Raw genomic sequence first — 14,596 nt, forward strand, 5'->3', positions numbered from 1 at the left:
CTCCCCGGCCCGCGTTCCGGGCCGGGGAGTACCCGTGGTCAGCCGAGCCGGGTCAGCGCCTCGGCCAGGCTCACCACGTCGGCGTACTTGGCGTCGAGGTCGAACAGGTTGGCCTCGTGCGGGCCGGGGTCGCGGTCGGCGCAGGCCTCGCGCACCACCATCGGCCGGAAGCCGTGCTGCAGCGCGTCCACGGCTGAGGCGCGTACGCAGCCGCTGGTCGAGAAGCCGCCGATGACCAGCGTGTCCACCCGGTGGGCGGTCAGCCAGGCCGGCAGCGAGGTGCCGGCGAACGCGCTCGCGTAATGCTTGAGCACGACGTGCTCCCCCGGCGCGGGGGCGACCTCGGCCGGGAACTCGCCCAGCGGGCTGCCCGCCGCGAACGCCGCCAGCGCTGGCACCTTCGCCGCGAACAGCGGGGCCTCGGCGCAACTGGCGTCGGCGTACCGCACGCCGGTCAGCACCACCGGCAGCCCCGCCGCCCGCGCGGCCGCCAGCAGCGCGGCCATCGCCTCCAGGGCCGCCTGCCCGGTGTCGAGCCGCAGCGGCGAGCCGTCCACCGTGTACGCGGCCACCGGGTCGACCAGCAGCACCGCGGGGCGCTCGCCCCAGCCGAGCCGCCGGGCGAACCCGGCCTGCGCGTAGTCGGCGTCCAGCGCCATCAGATGACGCCCCGCTCCCGCAGCTCGGCCCGCTCGGTCTCGGACAGGCCCAGCAGGTTGCCGTACACCTCGTCGTTGTGCTGGCCCAGCGCCGGCCCGGCCCAGCGCACCGAGCCGGGGTCGGCCGACAGGCGCGGGGCGACGTTCTGCATGGGCAGCTCGCCGAAGTCGGGATGCGGCACGCGCACGACCGCCTCCCGGGCGGCGACGTGCGGGTCGGCCAGGATGTCCTTGGCCGTGTAGACGCCACCGGCCGGGACCCCGGCCTCGTGCAGCGCCGCGAGCAGCTTGTCGGACGGCTGGGTGCGGGTCCACGCCGCGATCAGGTCGTCCAGCTCGGTCTGGTGTGCGCCGCGCGCGCCGTGCGTGGCGTAGCGCGGGTCGGCGGCCAGCTCCGGCATCCCCATGACCTCGCACAGCCGCCCGAACACGGTGTCCTGATTGGCCGCGACCAGCACCTCGGTGCCGTCCACCGTCAGGTAGGCGTTGCTCGGAGCCACGTTGGGCAGCACCGCGCCGGTGCGCTCGCGCTGGTAGCCGGCCACGGCCCACTCGGGCAGCAGCGACTCCATCATCGCCAGCACTGCCTCGTAGATCGCCGAGTCGACGACCTGGCCGCGGCCGGTGCGCTCGCGGGCGTGCAGCGCGGCGAGGGTGCCGTACGCGGCGTACGTGGCCGCCAGCGAGTCGCCGAGCGAGATGCCCGAGCGCGACGGCGGCCGGTCGGCCTCGCCGGTCACGTACCGGATGCCGCCCATCGCCTCGCCGATCGAACCGAACCCGGCGCGCGGCGCGTACGGGCCGGTCTGGCCGTAGCCGGTGACCCGGACCAGGATCAGCCGCGGGTTGATCGCGGACAGCTCGTCCCAGCCGAGCCCCCAGCGTTCGAGGGTGCCGGGGCGGAAGTTCTCCAGCAGCACGTCAGCGTCGGCGACCAGCCGCCGCACCAGGTCCTGGCCCTCCTTGACGCGAAGGTTGCAGGTCACGGACTTCTTGTTGCGGGCGACCACCGGCCACCACAGCGACTGCCCGTGCGGCTTCTCCCGGCCCCACTGGCGCATCGGATCGCCCTTGCCCGGGTCTTCCAGTTTGATGACCTCGGCACCGAAATCGCCGAGGAGCTGTCCGCAGAACGGGCCCGCCAGCAGCGTGCCCGTCTCGATGACCCTGATGTCGGATAGTGCGCCTGTCACGGCGGCATCCTATGCTTTGGAAACGCTGTTTCGCTAGAGGAACCGAGGGTGTCGTGGAGATCGTCGAGGTCGGCCCGCGTGACGGGCTGCAGAACGAGAAGACGCTGCTGTCCACCGAGGTGAAGGTCGAGTACATCACGCGCTCGATCGCCGCGGGAGTGCGCCGCATCGAGGCGGTCGCGTTCGCCCACCCGGCCCGGGTGCCGCAGATGGCCGACGCCGAGGAGGTGCTCGCCGCCGTCCCCCGCCCCGCCGGCGTGTCCTACATCGGCCTGGTGCTCAACCGGCGCGGCCTCGACCGCGCGCTCGCCTCGGCGGGCGTGGACGAGGTCAACTACGTGCTGGTCGCCACCGACGAGTTCTCTCAGCGCAACCAGGGCATGAGCACCGCCGCGTCACTCGCGCAATGGGACGAGGTCGCCGCCGGGGCCCGCGCCGCCGGGCTGCGCGCCACGCTGACCGTCGCCGCCGCGTTCGGCTGCCCGTTCACCGGCGAGGTGTCCGCCGAGCACGTGGCCGGGCTGGTCGCCGCCGTGCGGACCCGGCCCGACGAGATCTGCCTCGCCGACACCATCGGCGTCGGCGTGCCGCGCCAGGTCGCCGAGCTGGTCCCGGCCGTGCGCGCGGTCGCGCCCGGCGTCGCGCTGCGCGCGCACTTCCACAACACCCGCAACACGGGGTACGCCAACGCGCTGGCCGCCCTGGACTACGGGGTGTCCGCGCTGGACGCCAGCACCGGCGGCATCGGCGGCTGCCCGTTCGCCCCGGCCGCCACCGGCAACATCGCCACCGAGGACCTCGCCTACCTGCTGGCGCGCTCCGACATCGACACCGGCGTGCGCCTGGATCGCCTGGCCGACACCGGGACCTGGATCGCGAACCAGCTCGACGTCACCGCCCCCGCCATGCTCGGCCGCGCCGGCCCCTTCCCGCCCGCCTGACCCCCCGCCGCCACCCCGCCTGTCGCAGCTTTAGAAAGTTGCGGTCTCCAGACCCCCTGGAGACCGCAACTTTTTCAGAGTTGCGGGGGATGGGCGGGCGGGGTCAGCGGGCGACGAAGCGGCCCGTGGGGGTGCCGAGGACGGCGCCGTCGCGGTAGGCGAGGTGGCCGCCGACGACGGTGGCGACGGGCCAGCCCTTGACCTTGTGGCCCTCGAAGGGGCAGTGGTCCTGGCCGGAGAGCAGCAGGTCGGTGGTGACCTCCTGCTCCAGCTCCGGGTCCACGACGGTCAGGTCGGCGTCCATGCCCACCATCAGGCTGCCCTTGCGCCCGGCCAGGCCGTACGCGCGGGCCGGGTTGCCCGCGGCCAGCTCGGCGACCCGCTGCGGGGACAGGCCGCGCTTGTGCATGCCCTCGCTCAGCAGGATCGGGTACAGCAGCGCGGTGCCGCCGAAGCCGGGCAGCGCGGGCCACAGCGCGTCGCCCTTGTTCTCCTCCAGGCAGCAGGCGTGGTCGGAGGCAACCCAGTCCACGGTGCCGTCGAGCACCGCGGCCCACAGCGCCTCGGTGTCCGATACGGACCGGATCGGCGGGTTGACCTTCGCGCCGAGGCCGCCGCGGCGGTCCAGGCTCTCGTGGTCCAGGCACAGGTGGTGCAGCGTCACCTCGCAGCGCAGGTCGAGCCGCTTGGTGGCCTTCGCGGCGGCCGCGGCGGCGATCGCCTCGGCCGACGACAGGTGCAGCAGGTTGACGGGGCAGCCGGTCGCGCCGGCCAGGGTCGTCGCCTCGCCGATGGCGACCTGCTCGGTCAGCGGCGGGCGCGCGTCGGAGTACGCCTTCAGGGTCTGCGGGTCGCCCGCGGCCCGGACCCGGTCGATGAACAGCCGCATCAGCTCGGCCTGCTCGCAGTGCAGCGACAGCGACACCCGGCGGCCCTCGCGCTGGTTGGCCGCGACCGCCTCCATGATCTGGTAAAGGTGGCCGAGGTCGTACTCGTCGCTCATGGTGAACGACTTGGCGTCGCGGGAGTCGGCGGACAGGTTGAAGCCCTTGTAGAACATGTAGTACTTGAACGAGCTGACGCCGTGCTCGTCGATCAGCGACGGCACCTCACCGACCTGGGCGGTGTCCATCGGCGCGAGGTGGAAGCCGTAGTCGGTCCAGGCGTGCCCGGCGACCGCGTCGAGCACCTGCGGGAAGATCTCGCCGTACGGGCCGGTGCGGTTGAGGTAGTGCTGGCCGGTGCGGAAGTAGGACAGCACCGTGGTAACGCCGCCGACCAGCGAGGACCTGGTCTCCTCGGCCGCGTCGAGCGCCAGGTCGCGGTAGATGCCCAGGTGGTAGTGGGCGTCGACGGCCCCGGGGAAGACCAGCCGGCCGCTCGCGTCCAGCATCTGCTCGGCCTGCGCCGCGTCGAGGTCGTCGCCGATCGCCGTGATCTTCCCCTCGCGTACGGCGAGATCTGCGCGTACCGTGCCGACATACGGCAGCACCAGCGTGCCGTCCTTGACCAGCAGATCGTATCGAGCCATGGCGGTCCTCCCAGGGGTGCGTTTCGCACACTGTAACGAGGTTTCCTTTTTGAGGGTAGGGCGTGTACCGTTCCCCCATGCCGCCCGCCGCCCTGTCCGGCGTCACCGTCGTCGACGCCGCGACCCTCTTCGCCGGCCCCCTGGCCGCCACGATCCTCGGCGACTACGGCGCGGACGTGATCAAGATCGAGCACCCGGCGAAGGGCGACCCGTCCCGCGGCCACGGCCCGTCCCGCGACGGCGTGCCGCTGTGGTGGACCATGCTGGGCCGCAACAAGCAGGCCGTCACCCTCGACCTCGGCCGTGCCGAGGGAGCCGAGCTGGCCAAACGGCTGCTCGCCGGAGCCGACGTGCTCATCGAGAACTTCCGGCCCGGCACGCTGGAGCGCTGGGGCCTGTCCCCCGAGGTGCTGCACGAGGTCAACCCGCGCCTGATCGTCGCCCGGGTCACCGCGTTCGGCCAGCACGGCCCGTACGCGCACCGGCCCGGGTTCGGCACGCTCGCCGAGGCGATGAGCGGCTTCGCCGCGATCACCGGGGCGCCCGACGGACCGCCCACCCTGCCGCCGTTCGGGCTCGCCGACGGCATCTCCGCGCTGACCTGCGCGCAGGCCGTCATGACCGCGCTCTACCACCGCGACGCGCGCGGCGGGACCGGGCAGGTGATCGACCTGGCCATCGTCGAGCCGATGCTCACCGTGCTGGGCATGCAGGCCATGGCGTACGACCAGCTCGGGCTCGTGCAGCAGCGCACCGGCAACCGCTCGGTCAACAACGCGCCGCGCAACACGTACCGCACCCGCGACGAGCGCTGGGTCGCCGTGTCCACCAGCGCCCAGGCCATCGCCGAACGGGTCATGCACCTGGTCGGGCACCCCGAGGTGATCGCCGAACCGTGGTTCGCGACCGGGGCCGGCCGCGCCGCGCACGCCGACGAGCTGGACGCCCACGTCGGCGCGTGGATCGCGCAGCGCGACCTGGCCGAGGTGGCGCAGGCGTTCGACGAGGCGCAGGCCGCGGTCGCCCCGATCTACGACATCACCGACGTCTTCGCCGATCCGCAGTTCGCCGCCCTCGACTCGATCACCACGGTCGAGGACCCGGCGCTCGGCCCGCTGCGCATGCCGAACGTGCTCTACCGCATGTCCCAGACCCCCGGCCGCATCGGCTGGACCGGGCGGCCCCGCGGGGCCGACAACGACACCGTCTACCGCGACCGGCTCGGCCTCACCCCGGACGAGCTGGCCGCGCTGCGCGACACGGGAGTGATCTGATGCAGGGCCTCGACCAGGACCGGCACGCACTGCTACCCGCCCCCAGCGGCCGACCCGCGCTGAACGGCGCGATCAAGCCATGGGAGGCGGTCCGTGGGCGGCAGGTGATCGACCTCGCACAACCGATGCGGCGCGGCATGCCCCAGTCGCCCAACCATCCGCCGTTCCGGATGGCGCTGGAACGGCGGCACGGCGACATGACCCGGCCCGACGGCGGTTCGGCCGCCAACGAGCTGATCGTCACCGGCGGCCACGTCGGCACGCACGTCGACGCGCTGTCGCACGTGTCGCAGGACGGCCTGCTGCACGGCGGCCGCCCCGCCGGACCGCTGCAGTCCCACCTGGGCTTCAGCGACCTGGGCATCGACACGTTCCCGCCGTACCTGGGCCGGGCCGTGGTGCTCGACGTGGCCCGCGCGCACGGCGTGGACGTGCTGCCCGCCGGGTACGCGATCACGCCCGAGGACCTCGATCGCGCCGCGGCGGGCCTGACCCTGGCCCCCGGCGAGGTCATCCTGATCGGCACCGGCTGGTCGCGGCGCTGGTCCGAACACGACGCCTTCATCGGCGTCCGCGGCGGCACCCCCGGCCCGGACGAGGCGGCCGCGAGCTGGCTGGCCGCGCACCGCCCGGCCGCCGTCGGCGCGGAGACCATCGCCTTCGAGCACATCCCCGCCGGGCGCGGCCACGCCGTGCTGCCCGCGCACCGGGTGCTGCTGGTCGAGCACGGCGTGCACATCATCGAGACGATGAACCTGGACCCGCTGCTGGCCACCGGCGCCCGCGAGATTCTGCTCGTGCTCAACCCGCTGCCCCTGGTCGGCGCGACCGGAGCCCCGGTCCGCCCGCTGGCGGTGCTGGCATGACCACCGAGCAGGCCATCGACGGCGCCCCTGGGCCCGCTGCCGCACCCCGCCCGAGCGGCGACACCGCCGACCCCTGGACCACCGGGTCCGGTGCCGTCCCGCAGCTCTCCCCGGAGCACGCGGTGGCGCGGCTCGCCGAGTTCGCCGTGGGCTGCCGGGAGGGCGCGGTCCCGGCCGGGGTGCCGGACCGGATCCTCGACATCCTCGGGTTGGCGCTGGCCGCGCAGGACGATCCCGCGGTGCGGGCGGTGCTCGCGTCGGTGCGCCGCTGGGGCGGCACGCCCGAGGCGACCGTGGTCGGTGCGGGCGACCGGCTGCCCGCGCCCGCCGCGGCGCTGGTCAACGGGGTCATGGCGCACGCGCTCGACTTCGACGACACGCACCTGCCGTCGGTGCTGCACCCGAGCGCGAGCATCGTGCCCGCCGCGCTGGCGGCCGCCGAGGCCACCGGCGCGGACGGGCCGTCGCTGGTCCGCGCCGTCACGGCCGGGATCGAGATCTGCAACCGGCTCGGCATGGCCGCGTACGACCGCGAGCTGCGCAACTCCGTGTTCTTCGAACGGGGCCTGCACGCCACCTCGATCTGCGGCACGATCGGCGGGGCCGCCGCGGCGGGACTGCTGTACGGGCTGGACGCGGCCGGGATCGGGCACGCGATGGGCATCGCCGCGTCGATGGGTGCGGGGCTGCTGGAGGCCAACCGCACCGGGGGCACGGTCAAGAAGACGCACTGCGGCTGGGCGGCCCACGCCGGGGTCAGCGCCGCCGTGTTCGCCGCCGACGGGCTCACCGGCCCGCCGACGGTGCTGGAGGGGCGGTTCGGCTTCTTCGCCGCGTACACCTCGGGGGTCTTCGACGCCGACGCCCTGCTCGGCGGCCTCGGCGAGCGGTGGGAGCTGTCGCGCACGGTCTACAAGCCCTACCCGACCAACCACTTCACGCACCCCGGCATCGACTGCGCGCTCGCGCTGCGGGCCGCCGGGCTGCGCGCCGCCGACGTCGTGTCGATCGAGCTGGGCGTGGCCGCCCCGGTGCTGCGCACCATCGCCGAGCCGCCCGCCGACAAGGCCCGGCCGCAGACGGCGTACCACGGGAAGTTCTCCGGGCCGTACACCGTCGCGACGGCGCTGCTCGGCGGCGGCGGCCTGGGCGTGGGTTCGGCCGACTTCCGCGACCTCGACGAAGCCGTGCTGGCGCTGGCCGCACGGGTCAGATGCGTGCCCGACGAGCGCGCCACCGACCTGTTCCCGAACGCCTTCGCCGCCGTGCTCCGGGTGCGCACCCTCGACGGCCGCCTGCTGGAACACCGCGTCGACGCCTCTCGCGGCAGCGAGTCCCACCCGCTGACCTCAGCCGACCTCGACCTCAAGTTCCGCCTCAACGCCTCAGCCCTGACCCCCGCCCGCGCCGCGGCGATCGCCTCCGCCACCCGCGCCCAGCGGCCCGCCTCCCACCTGCTCCCCCTCACCTGCTGACGAAGGAAGGGCACCTTCTTATCGCTATGTGTTGTAGAAGGTGCCCTTCCTTTCACTTTCAGCGCCAGAACCAGACCTGGCTCGGCTTGGCGTCCGCGCCGAACGCGCGGAACCCCGGGGCCGGGTCGGCGGGGCGGGCGGTGGCCGAGCCGGTCAGCACGCCGGCCAGCAGGAGCAGGGTCGCCCCGGCGATGGACATGGCACGACCGCCGGGATGGGACAGAGCCATGGGCGTGGCTCTGCTCGGGAGTGGATGGAGCCCGCAAGCTGTCCACCGCCCGGGTATGGAGTCGACAGTTTTCGATACTCGTAGGCGGTGCTGGACCGGACCGGCCGGACGGGCGAGGATGTGCGGCAGCGCCCCACGAGGAGGACCACCGATGGCACGACTGCACCTGACCGGAAGCACCCACGAGTACGGCGACGTGTTCACGTACCGCTTCCGCCCGCAGGGCACGCTGTCCTTCCAGCCCGGCGAGTACGGGCACCTGTTCTTCCCGCAGCTGCTGCGCCGCTTCGCCAAGCCGGTGCGGGAGATCTCGTTCGCCTCCGCGCCCGGCGACGACGAGGTGTGGTTCACCCTGGACCACAGCTCCGGGTCACCGTTCCAGGAGCACTTCCGGTCGCTGGCGCCCGGCGCGGCGATGCAGGTCTTCGGCATCGGGGGCCACCTGAAGCTGCCCGAGGACCCGGCCCGGCCGCTGGTGCTCGTCGGCGGCGGCATCGGGGTGACCCCGTTCCGCTCGATCCTGCGGCACCTGCGCGTGCACCAGCCGCAGACCCCGGTCGCGCTGGTCCACGCGGCGCGCGGCGACTACCTGTACGGCGAGGAGTTCGCGGCCATGCCGATCGCGTACCACCGGGTCGGCCGGGCCGAGCTGGCCGACACCCTGGCCGCGGTCGGCGACGTCGAACCGCCCGCGGCGTACCTGGTGGCCGGCTCGGACGCGTTCATCTCCGGCGCGGTCGAGCACCTGCACAACGCCGGCGTCCCCGACGACGACATCCAGACCGACACCTTCAAGGGCCTGCACGACGACGCCACCACGGCCGTCGCCCCGTGACCGCCGGCCCGCGCCGCGCGGCGCGGGCCTTGATCGTCGGACTTGCCTGGCACCCGTGCGTATCTTGAGCAGTGATTCGCACAGGTGCCAGGCAAGTCGAGCGATCTTGAGCGCGGAACGGCGCGGAACGGCGCGCCGGCCGGCGCAGGGTGGCGGGCGGGCGCGGGGACTCGGATCAGTCCAGGGCGAGCAGGCGGCGGGCGGAGCGGACGACAGCCTCGTCGACCAGGCGGCCGTGGGCGTCGAGGTATACGCCGGAGCCGTCCCGTCGGGCTTGCTCGTGCCGGGCGACCAGGTCACGGGCCGCGGCCAGCTCCGCTTCGGTCGGCGTGAAGACCTCGTGGACGACCGGGAGCTGTGCCGGGTGGATGCAGGCCCGGCCGCGGAAGCCGAGGCGTTTCAGGGCCAGGGTCGAGGTGCGCAGGGCGTCGGGGTCGCGGAAGTTCACCGACACCGGCGCGACCGGCGGGGCGATGCCCGCCGCGGCGCAGGCCAGCACGACCTGCGAGCGGGCCCAGAGCAGTTCGCGCTCGTCCGGCCCCAGGGTGACGCCCAGGTCGGCGGCCAGATCGGCCTCGCCCAGCTGCAACCGCGCCACCCTCGGCCCACGGGCGATCGCCGGCGCGGCCAGCACCGCCGCCGCCGACTCCAGCAGCGGCACGACCTTCGTCGAGCCGACGGCCAGCCCTGCCGCCCGTTCCAGCCCGGCCAGCACCTCGTCCAGCGCGGACAGCTGCTCCACCGTCTCCGTCTTGGCGACACACAATCCGGCCAGCCCCGGCCCCACCACCGCCGCCGCGTCGACGTGTCCCGGCTCCCCCGGGTTGACCCGTACCCACACCCTCGGCCGATCCCCGGCCGAGCTCCCGCCCGCGTCCGCACGGACGGTCGCCACCGCCGCGGAGATCGCTGTTTCGGGTCCAAAGCCGGGGTCCGACCGCAGATTCTGACCGGAAGCAGCGATCATGCCCACGAACGCGGTCACGGCGGCACGCGCGGCGTCCTTGCCGGCCGGGGGTACGGCGTCCTCCAGGTCGACGATGAGGGCGTCCGCGCCGACGGTCAGCGCCTTGGCCAGCTTCGCCGGGCTGTCGCCGGGCACGTACAGGAAGGACCTCATCCGGTCACCTGCTTGACGTCACCCGCGGCGATGTCCGCAGAATCATTGCCGACCATGCAGCGACGCTAGCCATGCGTTGACCAGCCCGTCAAGGGCTTGTTTCTCACAGCGGATCAGTGTTTCCATTACGCGGTGGGACCGCATACGCACGGCTGGTGGATTCTGCTCCACATCATCCTCTTCGTCTTCTGGCTCGGTGGCGACCTGGGCGTGTTCTGGTCGAGCCGGTTCGTCCTCCGGCCCGACCTCACCCCCGCCGCCCGCGCCACCGCCCTGAAGATCATGGGCGGGCTCGACCTAGGCCCGAAGATCTGCCTCGTCCTGTTCCTGCCCAGCGGCGTCACGCTGATGGCCCTGGAACCGCATGGCGCGCAGGTGTTCGGGGTCAACCCGTTCGGCTGGCCGGTGGTCGTGACGGTATGGCTGTTCGCCGCCGCCTGGCTCGCCGCGACCATCACCGACCACCACCATCCCGGCCGGCGGCCCTGGGTGCGCCGCGCCGACTGGACGATCCGGCTGACCCTGATCACGGCGCTCGGCCTCACGGCGGTGTACACCCTGGTCGCGGACCAGCCCTTCGGCGTCGACACGAATCCGCGCTGGCTGGGCGCGAAGCTGCTGCTCTACACCGTGGCGATCGGCTGCGGGCTGGGCATCCGACTGACCCTGCGCCCGTTCGGCCCGGCGTTCGGCGCGCTGATGACCACGGGATCGACCCCCGAGGTCGAGAGCACCTTGAAGCGCTCCATCGACGGCTGCCTGCCGTACGTGTGGGGCATCTGGGGCAGCGTGCTGGCCGCCGCCGCACTCGGCGTGCTGAAGCCGTTCGCCGAGCTGTAGCCGCCGGGCCGGGTTCGTTCCACGCGGCTCCCGGCACCGGCGAAGGGCCGCCCTCCTTCAGGTGGGAGGGCGGCCCTTCTTCACGGATCAGCGCCAGTTCTGGTTGGACTGGACCGGGTTGCCGCAGGTCCAGATGATCATCTGGGTGCCGTTGGCCGTGCCCCACCCGTCGGCGTCGAGGCACCTGCCGGACGCGGGGTTGACGACGGTGCCGTTGGCGTTGACCGTCCAGCGCTGCGCGCCGTTGCCCAGGCAGGTCCACAGCTGCACCTGCATGCCGTCGGCGGTACGCCCGCCCGACACGTCCAGGCAGCGGTTCGAGCCCACGTTGACGAACGTGCGCTCGGTCGTGCCCGCGCCGCCGCAGGTCGTGGTGAGGGCCCGGTCGACCGGCCCGGCGCAGAAGGCGTTCTTCGCACCGGTGTATCGCGACAGCCGCCCGTCCACGAACCAGGTCGAGTTCACCGGGAAGTCGAAACACAGTGGTGGACCTTCCGTGCGGGCGGTGTCCCGGGGAGCGGGATGGCGCCGCCAGGCTATGAACGGGAACGGTCGAACACCGACGGTTTTCGATACACCGAGTCAGTTGATCACCACCTGTGATCAACTGACTGCGCACGGACGTGTCGCATGCAAGGTGGATACCTCCAAAGTAGACCGTGAGTTGTTGTCCGTTTCGCAGACTGGAACGCAATCACTGCTCACGGTTACGCTCGCGCGCATGTCCATGAATGCGTTGGCGATCCTGGCGGTGGCTGCGGAGGAGCAGCCGCCCGCGCTCAGCGTGGCGCTCGCGGTGGAGGACTTCGCGCCCACCCTGCTGGCGTTCGCCGGGTTCCTGCTGCTGGCCCCGTCCGCCCTGGGCAGGATCGGCGCCGTGCTCATGGGCGCGGGCGGCGCGGCGAAGTCCACCTGGAAGCTGCTGCACGCCGCCTGGTCGATCGAGGTGAACTGGCTGGACGACCTGCTCTTCCCGCTGCTGGCCGCGGGCGGCCTGCTGCTGGCGCTGTCGCTGCACCAGTCGCTGCGGTGGTGGCGCTGGCCGCTGCTGCTCATCGGCGCGGCGGTCGCGACCCTGGCGGTGCAGGCCCGCTCGATCCAGCCGGCGTTCATCTTCGCCACGGTCATCGTCATCTGGATCAGCGTGCTCGGCGCGATCCGTGCCTGGCGGCACGGCAACGCCCTGGCGGCCGGGCTCTTCCCGGTCAGCGTGCTGGCCGTGATCGTGCTGGTGCCGCTGCGGGGCCACGCGGCCAGCGACGCCCTGGCCTTCCAGTGGGTGCAGCAGGGCATGAACACCATGGCCCAGGGCATCTTCTTCGTCGCCGCGCTGCTGACCTACCGCGCGGTGAAGGGCAAGGGCCAGGACTTCTCCGACGCCGACACCGTCACCGAGCCCGCGCAGCAGTGGCCGTCCGGCGAGTACGCGACCTACGACGGCAGTCGCCGCTGGGACCCGTCGCGCGGCGGCGACCGCTACGAGTCGCAGGGTGGCCGGCGCAGGCGGCTCTGACCGGTCGGCCGCGCCGCGGCCGCGCAGGCGGCTGCGGGCGGTGGCGGCTCGCGGCCGCCGCGAGCACATTGGTTGCCGAGTGGCCACATCAAAGATGATGTGGCCACATCTTTTTTGATGTGGCCGCGCGGCGGGGCACCTGCCGCCGCCCGCCCGGCACCGCCCAGGTCAGGCCGCGTAGCCGAGCTGCTCCGAGATGCGGGCCGCCGCGGCCACCAGCTCCTGGGCGTTGCCCGAGGCCTCCGGCTTGAAGCGCGCGGCCGGACCCGCGACGCTGAGCACGGCGACCACGTGGCCGTCGTGGTCGAACACCGGCGCGGCGATCGACGCGGCTCCGGCCTGCCGCTCGCCGAGCGAGGTCGCGTACCCGCGCTTGCGGATCGCGGCCAGCTCCTTGCGCAGCTTCGCCGGGTCGGTGACGGTCTTGTCGGTCAGCGGCTGCAGCGGGTGCCGCTCCAGATAGGCGTCGACCTCGCTGTCGGCCAGGAAGGCCAGGAACGCCTTCGACGAGCCGCCGGCGTGCAGCGGGTACGGGATGCCGAGCGTGACCTCCATGCGCAGCTCCTGGTCGGGCACGACCTGGTCGACGTAGAGGCGGGTGTCGCCGCGGCGCAGGGACAGCGTGGCCGTCTCGCCGGTGCGCTCGGCGAGCAGGCGCAGCTCGGGCGCGGCCATCGCACGCAGGTCGGTGCGGGCCAGGTAGGCCCGGCCCAGCGACACCGCGGCGTGGCCGAGGGCGTAGCGCCGGGTCACCGGGTCGACCGTGATCAGGTCGCGGCTGCGCAGCGCGGTGAGGATGCGGTGCACCGCGGCCTTGGTCAGGCCGAGCGCGGTCGCGATCTCGGTGACGCCGAGGTCGGGGTGTCCGCTGCGCCCGAAGTAGAGCAGCACGTCCATGGCCCGCTCGACAGCGGCGATGGAGCGGGACTGGCTGTCGTCGTCAGCGGTGACGGTCGACTTCGCAGCGGCAGTGGGCACGGGTCCTCCTGTGAGCGCGGACGGTCGCCAGTGTAGATCCAGCCGCGCCCGGCGCGCAGAGGCCGCACGGGCGTTGACAGGGGCGCGGCCGAGTCGTTACCTTCACGGCAACAGCGTTTCCTAATGCGAAACGGAAGGCGGTGGCAGTGGACGGCAACCACCTGCGTTCGGTGCTGAGCCAGTGGCCCAGCGGCGTCGCCGTGGTCACCACCATGGTGACCGAGCCGGACGGCGCCCGCCGTCCCCACGGCATGACCGCCAGCTCATTCTCCTCCGTCAGCCTCGATCCGCCACTGGTCTCCGTCTGTCTCGGCAATCATCTGCCCACCCGGCTGATGATCGAACAGGCGGGGGTGTTCGCGCTGAGCTTCCTCGGCAAGGACCAGGCCGAGATCGGCCGCCGCTTCGCGGGCGCGCGACCGGGCGAGGACCGCTTCACCGGGCTGGACTGGCTGACCGGGCAGACCGGCTGCCCGATGCTCGCCGACGCGACCGGCCGGCTCGACTGCACCGTCGAGCACGCGTACCCCGGAGGGGACCACACCATCTTCGTCGGCCGGGTCGTCGACGCCGCCGTGCCGCGGGTCACCGCGCCGCTGCTGTTCCACTCGCGCGCGTGGGGCCAGCTGGCCGACCCGCTGCCCGAGGAGATCACCATGACGGTGCTCGACGGCCCCGCCGCCGAGCGGGCGCACACGTTGCTCGTCCGCGACCCCGGCGACGTCGCGCAGGTCGCCGCCGCCGCAGCGCACGCGCCCGTGCTGGCGTACGTCGCCGACGCCTTCTCCCCCGCCCGCGAGGCCGACGTGCTCGCCGCGATCGACGCGCTGGCCGGGCTGCCCGGCGTGACCCTGGGCTGCGCCGAGACCAGCCCGGCGTCGCCGCTGCAGGTGCGCCGGGTGCTGCAGGACGCCGTGGTGCGCGCCCGCCCCGCGCCGGTGCACGTGCGGCTGCTCGCCCACCACGGCCTCGGCCTGGTCAACGCCCTGGTCGCGATGAAGAGCGGCGTACACCGCTTCGACACCGTGCTCGACCCGGGCTCCGGCGGCCTGCCCGCGCAGGACCTGCTGCTGCTGGCCCGCCAGCTGGGAGTGGCGTGCGCACCGCTGCCCGCAGTCTCCGAAGAACTCACCTGACCATCC

The 14,596-nt window shown here is 73.3% G+C and carries 15 protein-coding genes; 8 read left to right on the forward strand and 7 right to left on the reverse strand.

Translation table 11 applies throughout. The features are described from left to right. Positions 1 to 38: 38 nt before the first annotated feature. Positions 39 to 659, reverse strand: a complete 621-nt coding sequence (locus tag AB0B35_RS00810; protein ID WP_361039040.1) for an isochorismatase family protein — start codon at positions 657 to 659, stop codon at positions 39 to 41. Next, positions 659 to 1,852: a CoA transferase gene (locus AB0B35_RS00815; RefSeq protein ID WP_361039042.1), complete on the reverse strand. Its 1,194-nt coding sequence runs from the start codon at positions 1,850 to 1,852 to the stop codon at positions 659 to 661. The genes AB0B35_RS00810 and AB0B35_RS00815 overlap by 1 nt, the downstream gene beginning before the upstream one ends. Before the next feature lie 53 nt (positions 1,853 to 1,905). Here AB0B35_RS00815 and AB0B35_RS00820 point away from each other — a divergent pair, with 53 nt between their 5' ends. After that, entirely contained in the window at positions 1,906 to 2,793 is an 888-nt protein-coding gene (locus AB0B35_RS00820; RefSeq protein WP_361039045.1) for a hydroxymethylglutaryl-CoA lyase, read from the forward strand. Positions 2,794 to 2,896: 103 nt separating this feature from the next. Here the strand turns inward: AB0B35_RS00820 and AB0B35_RS00825 are convergent, their stop codons facing one another. Continuing rightward, entirely contained in the window at positions 2,897 to 4,324 is a 1,428-nt protein-coding gene (locus AB0B35_RS00825) for a dihydroorotase family protein (RefSeq protein WP_361039048.1), read from the reverse strand. A 77-nt stretch (positions 4,325 to 4,401) separates the two neighbouring features. Between AB0B35_RS00825 and AB0B35_RS00830 the strand changes: the two genes are divergently transcribed. The 3 genes from AB0B35_RS00830 to AB0B35_RS00840 are packed head-to-tail and all read left to right on the forward strand — an operon-like array spanning position 4,402 to position 7,939. Then, a complete protein-coding gene (locus AB0B35_RS00830) occupies positions 4,402 to 5,598 on the forward strand; it encodes a CoA transferase (protein WP_361039051.1) in 1,197 nt (398 codons plus the stop codon). Further along, positions 5,598 to 6,464: a cyclase family protein gene (locus AB0B35_RS00835; RefSeq protein ID WP_361039054.1), complete on the forward strand. Its 867-nt coding sequence runs from the start codon at positions 5,598 to 5,600 to the stop codon at positions 6,462 to 6,464. The genes AB0B35_RS00830 and AB0B35_RS00835 overlap by 1 nt, the downstream gene beginning before the upstream one ends. Further along, entirely contained in the window at positions 6,461 to 7,939 is a 1,479-nt protein-coding gene (locus tag AB0B35_RS00840; protein ID WP_361039056.1) for an MmgE/PrpD family protein, read from the forward strand. Before AB0B35_RS00835 ends, AB0B35_RS00840 begins: the two co-directional genes overlap by 4 nt. A 58-nt stretch (positions 7,940 to 7,997) precedes the next feature. On the opposite strand, the gene AB0B35_RS00845 is transcribed toward AB0B35_RS00840, so the two are convergent. After that, a complete protein-coding gene (locus AB0B35_RS00845) occupies positions 7,998 to 8,168 on the reverse strand; it encodes a hypothetical protein (RefSeq protein ID WP_361039059.1) in 171 nt (56 codons plus the stop codon). 151 nt (positions 8,169 to 8,319) lie between these two features. Here AB0B35_RS00845 and AB0B35_RS00850 point away from each other — a divergent pair, with 151 nt between their 5' ends. Next, a complete protein-coding gene (locus AB0B35_RS00850; protein ID WP_361039062.1) occupies positions 8,320 to 9,003 on the forward strand; it encodes an FAD-dependent oxidoreductase in 684 nt (227 codons plus the stop codon). A gap of 175 nt (positions 9,004 to 9,178) precedes the next feature. Here the strand turns inward: AB0B35_RS00850 and AB0B35_RS00855 are convergent, their stop codons facing one another. After that, positions 9,179 to 10,123 carry a CoA ester lyase gene (locus tag AB0B35_RS00855; protein WP_361039065.1) on the reverse strand — a complete coding sequence of 315 codons (945 nt, stop codon included), beginning with the start codon at positions 10,121 to 10,123 and terminating at the stop codon, positions 9,179 to 9,181. A gap of 132 nt (positions 10,124 to 10,255) precedes the next feature. Here AB0B35_RS00855 and AB0B35_RS00860 point away from each other — a divergent pair, with 132 nt between their 5' ends. Next, positions 10,256 to 10,963: a hypothetical protein gene (locus tag AB0B35_RS00860; protein ID WP_361039068.1), complete on the forward strand. Its 708-nt coding sequence runs from the start codon at positions 10,256 to 10,258 to the stop codon at positions 10,961 to 10,963. 87 nt (positions 10,964 to 11,050) lie between these two features. Here AB0B35_RS00860 and AB0B35_RS00865 read toward each other — a convergent pair whose 3' ends face one another. Next, positions 11,051 to 11,428: an RICIN domain-containing protein gene (locus tag AB0B35_RS00865; protein WP_361039071.1), complete on the reverse strand. Its 378-nt coding sequence runs from the start codon at positions 11,426 to 11,428 to the stop codon at positions 11,051 to 11,053. Positions 11,429 to 11,684: 256 nt separating this feature from the next. On the opposite strand from AB0B35_RS00865, the gene AB0B35_RS00870 reads away from it, so the two are divergent. After that, entirely contained in the window at positions 11,685 to 12,476 is a 792-nt protein-coding gene (locus tag AB0B35_RS00870) for a hypothetical protein (protein ID WP_361039074.1), read from the forward strand. A 168-nt stretch (positions 12,477 to 12,644) separates the two neighbouring features. Here the strand turns inward: AB0B35_RS00870 and AB0B35_RS00875 are convergent, their stop codons facing one another. Then, entirely contained in the window at positions 12,645 to 13,454 is an 810-nt protein-coding gene (locus AB0B35_RS00875; protein WP_361039077.1) for an IclR family transcriptional regulator, read from the reverse strand. 146 nt (positions 13,455 to 13,600) lie between these two features. Between AB0B35_RS00875 and AB0B35_RS00880 the strand changes: the two genes are divergently transcribed. Beyond that, complete coding sequence (locus tag AB0B35_RS00880) at positions 13,601 to 14,590, forward strand: flavin reductase (RefSeq protein WP_361039079.1); 990 nt, start codon at positions 13,601 to 13,603, stop codon at positions 14,588 to 14,590. The last annotated feature ends 6 nt before the right edge of the window (positions 14,591 to 14,596 follow it).

Origin of the sequence: Catellatospora sp. NPDC049133, assembly GCF_040648455.1 — a bacterium.
Lineage (GTDB): Bacteria > Actinomycetota > Actinomycetes > Mycobacteriales > Micromonosporaceae > Catellatospora > Catellatospora aurea.

Coding starts and splice junctions, on each gene's coding strand:
- AB0B35_RS00835 (WP_361039054.1), top strand. CDS start 5,598: ATGCAGGGCCTCGACCAGGACCGGCACGCACTGCTACCCGCCCCCAGC.
- AB0B35_RS00855 (WP_361039065.1), bottom strand. CDS start 10,123: ATGAGGTCCTTCCTGTACGTGCCCGGCGACAGCCCGGCGAAGCTGGCC.
- AB0B35_RS00825 (WP_361039048.1), bottom strand. CDS start 4,324: ATGGCTCGATACGATCTGCTGGTCAAGGACGGCACGCTGGTGCTGCCG.
- AB0B35_RS00810 (WP_361039040.1), bottom strand. CDS start 659: ATGGCGCTGGACGCCGACTACGCGCAGGCCGGGTTCGCCCGGCGGCTC.
- AB0B35_RS00830 (WP_361039051.1), top strand. CDS start 4,402: ATGCCGCCCGCCGCCCTGTCCGGCGTCACCGTCGTCGACGCCGCGACC.
- AB0B35_RS00870 (WP_361039074.1), top strand. CDS start 11,685: ATGTCCATGAATGCGTTGGCGATCCTGGCGGTGGCTGCGGAGGAGCAG.
- AB0B35_RS00850 (WP_361039062.1), top strand. CDS start 8,320: ATGGCACGACTGCACCTGACCGGAAGCACCCACGAGTACGGCGACGTG.
- AB0B35_RS00840 (WP_361039056.1), top strand. CDS start 6,461: ATGACCACCGAGCAGGCCATCGACGGCGCCCCTGGGCCCGCTGCCGCA.
- AB0B35_RS00845 (WP_361039059.1), bottom strand. CDS start 8,168: ATGGCTCTGTCCCATCCCGGCGGTCGTGCCATGTCCATCGCCGGGGCG.